Here is a 6,032-nt window from a genome sequence, read left to right on the forward strand (position 1 = left end):
ACGCCGGTCGGAATGCTGGTCGGATGGTTGTTGCCGGCCTGCCTGGCGACCTCCTTTTCCATCAGCCAGCGCGCGGCCTGGAAATCCAGCATGAAGATCTGCGCCTGCAGCAGCGAGGTCTGCACCCACTGGCCTTCACCGGAGACGTCGCGCTCCAACAGCGCCGTCAGAATTCCGATGGCGCAGAACAGGCCGGCGGTGAGGTCGGCGACGGGGATGCCGACCCGCATCGGGCCTTCGCCCGGCGCGCCGGTGATCGACATCAGCCCTCCCATGCCCTGGGCGATCTGGTCGAAGCCGGGACGCTTGTGATAGGGGCCGTCCTGGCCGAAGCCAGAGATGCTGCCATAGACGAGGCGCGGATTGATCTCGCGTAGGCTATCGTAGTCGATGCCGAGGCGCGCTTTCACATCCGGGCGAAAATTTTCGACCACGACGTCGGCCTTTTCCACCAGCCGGCGGAACACTTCGAGCCCCTTTGGATCCTTCAGATTGAGCGTCATCGCGCGCTTGTTGCGGTGCAGGTTCTGAAAGTCGGAACCGTGGCGCGGGCCGCCCGGCTGCTCGCCGCCGGCGTCTTCCGTCAGGGCGTCGACCTTGATGACGTTGGCGCCCCAATCTGCGAGCTGCCGCACGCAGGTCGGCCCGGAACGGACCCGGGTGAGATCAAGCACGGTGAAGCGGGTCAGAGCCTGCGAGGCGCGCGGGAACGGCATTCAAGATACTCCAGCGATACGATGCGGTTGGTTCGAGCCCGAACAGGTATTCCGGCTCAGGGATCATGACCACTCCGGTTCGACCATACTAGACGAGTTTTTTGCGCGGGAAGAGAGTTCATAACGAATGGATGAAGTGGCGTCGGCGCGTGGCCGGCCGCTATGGATATTTTCGGCCTGCAGTATTAGTGTGTGCGCAATTGACGAAACGGATAAAGGATTACCGTGAGCAGTGCCCGCACTACGAATCTCGATCCGCTATCAGCCTTGCGCAGACCCTGGTCGACAGTTGCGCGCTTGCAGAGAATTCTTTGCGTTGTCGTTGGCGTAGCGGCGCTGCTGCTCTCGGCTGCCGGTCTCGCCGAAGCCGCGTCATTCCGCCAGGGTGCTTCCGCCTTTAGCCGGCAGGATTATGTGTCGGCGTCGCGGATCTTCATCCCGCTGGCCGAGCAGGGTAATCCTGCCGCGCAATCCTATCTCGGCTTCATGTTTGAAACCGGACGCGGCGTTCCGCAGAACTATACGGAAGCCGCGATGTGGTATCGCCGGGCCGCCGAACAGGGCGATAGCCTCGCGCAATATTCCCTCGGTCTGCTCTACGACAAGGGCTTCGGGGTGCCGCGGGATATCGTCGAGGCCAGCAAATGGCTCAATCTTTCCACCGCCGCGTCCCCGCGCGCCGCCCGGGAAGCGCGCGCACGGATTCGCGATGCCGTGACCACCAAGATGACGCGCGGCGAGCTCGCGCAGGCGCGCTTAAGGGCGCTGGAATGGGCACCGAGCCGCGAGCGCTGATAGCGCTTTCGAAAAAAGCAGATGCCGGTTGGCGTGAAGAGAGTTCAGGAAACCAGTAGGGCCTAGCTCAATAGCGCCTCGGCCAGCCAGCCGATCCAGATCGCGGGCGCAAGGAAAGCTCCAAATGGCAGGAATGCGGTCGCTTTCAGCGGCCGCTTGCGCAGCCAGGCGTTGACAGCGTAAGCGGCGAGCGCCGACAGCGCGGCGAGTTCGATCGCCGCGAATATGGTGACGAAGCCGAGCCAGGCGCCTGCAACCGCGGCAAGCTTGATATCGCCGAGCCCAAGCCCGTCGCGGCCGCGCCAGCGCCGGTAACCGGTCATCAGCAAGAGCAGGGGGAGGGTGACCGCGGCGGCCCTGAGGGTTGCCCAGATCACGGCATGCCAACCCGCTTCCGGCCCGACCAAGCCCGCGCGCAGCAACGCCAGCACCACCGCGGCGCCGGTCAATTCGTTGGGGATGATATAGCGCCCGGAGTCGATGACGGCGATCGCCAGCATCAGGGCGGCCAGCAGCGCGCCAAACAATCCATCGGGGCCGGGGGCGGCGAGAAGGCTGCCAGCCACCGCCGCCAGCAGCGCGAGACCGAGAGCTCCGTGGCGGACCGGTCGAATGATCACGGCAGCATTTTCCGGCCGGGTGGAATTCGGCCAGCCGCGGGAAGATGGTTCGGACCGATCAATTGAGCGTCTTCTGCGCGCAAAGCCGCTACCCACTCTAGCAGAACAGGCGCGCTCAGCGCGTGCCTTTCGGCGGATCGACCACCACGACCGGCACGCTGGTTCCGACCAGCCGGCTGTTCATCTTGCTGCGCATTTCCTCGGCGATGACATGGGCATCGACGGCATCCTTGATCACTGTCGGCCGGATGAACAGGATCAATTCGGTTCGCGACCGCAAGTTGGTCTGATGCGAGAAAGCATCGCCGACACCAGGTATCGAATCCAGCAGTGGAATGCCCTGCCGCTGCTTGTTCTCGGTTTCGCTGATGAGCCCTGCGAGCAGCACGGTCTGGCCGCTCGCGATCGCAATCGAGCTCTTGACGCGCCGCTGCGATATCGTGGGCGTCAGCGATCCCGTGCTTCCGGCGGCCACGCTTGAGATTTCCTGTTCGATGTCGAGCACGACGTTGCCGTTGGCATTGGCGCGCGGCAGCACGCGAAGGATGATGCCGGTGTTCTTGTAGTCGATGGTGTTGACCACTGTGTTGTTCGCGGTCAGCACCGTCGCGGTGCCGGTCGAGAACGGAACCTGATCGCCGACCTGCAAGGTCGCCGCCTGGTTGTCGAGCACGACCAGCGACGGATTGGACAGAACCTTGACGTCGGTGATGTTATGCAGCGCGTCGAGAATAACGCGAGGTGAGTTCTCCGCTCCGACCAGCAGATTGAAACCTGGAAGCACGCGCCCGAGCAGCGCGCCGGCGGCGGCATTGACGGCGTTGCTGGCGGGCTCGATGACCGTGGTCCCGGTGGTCCCGGTGGCCGTGGTACCGCCGGGACTGGGAGTGACGCCAGGGATCGTGTTGGAGATCGAACCTTTCTGGCTCGCGAGGAAGTACTGCACGCCGTAGTTCAGCTGATCGTTCAGCGTCACCTCGGCAATGGTCGCCTCGATCGCGATCTGGCGCTGCGGCCGGTCGATCTGGTGGATGGTCTGTTCGACGACGCGCTGCGATTCCTGATTGGCATAGACCAGTACCGCGTTGTTGGTGACGTCAGCCGTGATCCGGACATTCTGCAGAAGGGCGTTGCCGGGCTTGCCGGAGGAGCCGAGCAGGCTGCTCGACGAATTGTCCTGTCCGCCGGCATTGCCGGTGGAAGTGGAAGGCGCGGCGCGGACGTTCAGCGGCGGGGCGGAGCCAGGCGGCGTGGCGCCGGAGGCCGCTGTCGGCATGGCGCTCAATTGGGCCACCGGGCTGCTGCTGGATGAGGATGATGAGGAGAGCGAAACGCCGGCGCCTGGTGAAATTTGGCTCGATGCGCCGTCGAGACTGGTTTCGCTCGCTGCACTACGACCGATCAGCATCTCGTTGAGCAGGGCAGTGACGGACTTGGCGTTGCCGTAGCGCAACGGATAGGCCTTCAGATTTACCCCCTCGGTGTCGGACTTGTCGAGCCGCGCGATCCAGGTCTGGGCGCGCTTGAGATATTCCGGCTTCTGGCTGACCACGAGAATGGCATTGAGCCGGCTCATCGGCTGGAACTTGACGACGTTCTGGCTGAGGCCGCCTTCGCCGGAATCCATGATCTTCTCGATCTCGGAAATCACAGGCTCGGGCGAAGAGTTGTGCACAGGGAAGATCCCGACCGATTGTCCCCGCATCCAGTCGGCATCGAAGCTCAGGATGGTGTCGATGGCGGAAGCGCGGTCGGTGCCGCTGCCGGTGACGATCAGCGTATTGCGTCCGTTATCCGGTCGCAGCGTGGTGGCCTTGACGCCGAATGCATCCAACAGCTTGAAGACGGTCTGCGCCGAGACATAGCGCAGCGGCACCACGCTGATGCCCTGGCCGGCTTCGGCCGACGCCGTGCGGTCGATGCCGCCGGGGCCGGCTTCGTTGGCCGGCAGCAGGCGGTAGCCGCTGCGGTCGCGCACCAGCGCCACGCCGGACATCCGCAAGGCGTTTTCAAGCACGTAAAGCGCGTCCGCCTTCGCCACCGGACGAACCGACGCCAGCGTCACCGTGCCCTGCACGCGGGGATCGATGGCGTAGCCGACGCCAAGTACGTCACCGAGGATGACCTTTGCCACAGTGGCGACGGGCGCGTTCTCGAAATTTAGGTCATAGCCGCTGCCCGAACCGGTATCATCGCGTTCGATCGCGGTTGAGCCCGGCGGCGTGGTGCCGTCGCTGAGATAGACCGCAGGCCGCGAACTCGTCGGCCGCGCAATCCCACCATTGCCGACGTCGGCAGTCTGATGCGGCAGCAAATCGATCGAGCGGACTTGGTCGACGATACCCTGCGCGCGAGGATCCTTTGGATTGCCTTCCATCGCCTGATCGGCGGTGAGGATGCATCCTGTAAGCAGGAAGCATAACAAAAATATTACGAGCGTTCCGGTCAACCCTGAACGCTGGCGCGAAAGCGGATCGACCACCTTGAACAAGACACGCCCACCACCGCTGCGACGATGCAAGCTGTAAGCAGGAAGCATGACAGAAATATTACAGGGGTTCCGGTCTGCCCTGAACGCAGGCGCGAAATCGAAAACGCTCCCAATCATCGATGGTGCGGACGCTCAAAAGTTTGCGTCGCGATTGTGCTTTTGCTACTGGATAGGTCTGGAGCAATTGCTTCGTGCAACACGTGATCGCGTTGCTTTCCATTCACAGGGTTGGCGTTGTGAGCTCGATGCGAGACCTTTCCGCAGAGACCTTCCGGCAGCATATTCTCGAAAAATATTCATTGCCGCCGAAGGCGCGCGCGCGCGTCGAACACCCTGCCAGCTCCACGCTCGCGCGGCCGCTTCGGGAATTGTGGGAAGCCACCGATCTGTCCGCTGCGGAATTTGCCGACGAGGTCTCGGACTACTGGGGAGTCATCAGGCTGAACCTGCCGCAACTGCTCGCTTCCACGCCTTGCCTCGACGGGTTTTCGCGACGCTTTCTGCGCGAGTCCACGATCTTCCCGATGCGCGCACAGAGCGGCGGCTATCGGCTTGCAGTGGCCGACCCCTCGGATACCGCGGCCATTCGCGCCGCCGAGATCGTGTTCGGTGTGCCGGTCGAAGTCGCGGTAGCGTCGTTCGAGGACATCACGACACTGCTCGACCAGCGCACCGAAGCGGAAGGCGCCGATGCGGACGAAGGCGCGAAAGGATCGAGCCAGCAATCCGACGACGATATCGAGAGCCTGCGCGATCTTGCCAGCGGTGCGCCGGTGGTCCGCGCGTTCAACGATCTGCTCGAGCGCGCGGTCGAGCTGCGCGCCAGCGACATTCACATCGAGCCGTTTCGCACCGGCCTCGTGGTGCGGATGCGCGTCGACGGCCTGCTGCGCGCCATGCCGTCTCCATCGGGCATTCCGCCGCAGGCGCTGATCTCGCGGGTGAAAATTCTCGCCGGCCTCAATATCGCCGAGCGGCGGCTGCCGCAGGACGGCGCGGCGCGGGTCCGCGTCAGCCGTTCCGAACTCGACGTCCGCGTCGCGACCATGCCGACGCAAGCGGGCGAGAGCGCGGTGATCCGCCTGTTGCCGCGCGACCGCGGCTTGCTCGAAATGGGCAGGCTCGGGCTTGCCGCCCGCGACGAACAGATCATGACCCGTCTGTTGGCGCTGCCGCACGGCATGATCGTGGTGACCGGGCCGACCGGCAGCGGCAAGACCACGACGCTTGCGACCATGCTTTCGATCCTGAACGAGCCGACCCGCAAGATCCTGACCATCGAAGACCCCGTCGAATACGAAATCGCCGGCATCAACCAGTCGCAGGTCAAGCCATCGATCGGTCTCACCTTTGCGTCAGCGATGCGCGCCTTCGTTCGCCAGGACCCCGACGTGATCATGGTCGGCGAAA

5 protein-coding genes are annotated in these 6,032 nt (G+C 63.8%); 2 read left to right on the plus strand and 3 right to left on the minus strand.

Annotated features, from left to right (window positions below):
- Positions 1–716, minus strand: a 716-nt coding sequence (locus QZ213_RS23215) for a CoA transferase (RefSeq protein ID WP_291688422.1), incomplete at its 3' end; no start/stop codon positions are given.
- A gap of 306 nt (positions 717–1,022) precedes the next feature.
- On the opposite strand from QZ213_RS23215, the gene QZ213_RS23220 reads away from it, so the two are divergent.
- Positions 1,023–1,511, plus strand: a complete 489-nt coding sequence (locus QZ213_RS23220; RefSeq protein WP_291688426.1) for a tetratricopeptide repeat protein — start codon at positions 1,023–1,025, stop codon at positions 1,509–1,511.
- 62 nt (positions 1,512–1,573) lie between these two features.
- Here the strand turns inward: QZ213_RS23220 and QZ213_RS23225 are convergent, their stop codons facing one another.
- Together QZ213_RS23225 and gspD are read right to left on the minus strand one after the other, a co-directional pair.
- Positions 1,574–2,131 (minus strand): A24 family peptidase, encoded by a 558-nt coding sequence (locus QZ213_RS23225; RefSeq protein WP_291688423.1) that lies wholly within the window; start codon positions 2,129–2,131, stop codon positions 1,574–1,576.
- Between the two features lie 115 nt (positions 2,132–2,246).
- On the minus strand, positions 2,247–4,670 hold the full coding sequence (gene gspD, locus QZ213_RS23230) for a type II secretion system secretin GspD (protein WP_291688424.1): 2,424 nt from the start codon (positions 4,668–4,670) through the stop codon (positions 2,247–2,249).
- 188 nt (positions 4,671–4,858) lie between these two features.
- On the opposite strand from gspD, the gene QZ213_RS23235 reads away from it, so the two are divergent.
- On the plus strand, positions 4,859–6,032 hold a 1,174-nt coding region (locus QZ213_RS23235; protein WP_291688425.1), incomplete at its 3' end, for an ATPase, T2SS/T4P/T4SS family.

This window comes from Bradyrhizobium sp., assembly GCF_017881085.1.
Lineage (GTDB): Bacteria > Pseudomonadota > Alphaproteobacteria > Rhizobiales > Xanthobacteraceae > Bradyrhizobium.

Excerpts from the sequence above, each read along its gene's own strand:
- gspD (WP_291688424.1), bottom strand. The coding sequence starts at position 4,670 with ATGCTTCCTGCTTACAGCTTGCATCGTCGCAGCGGTGGTGGGCGTGTC.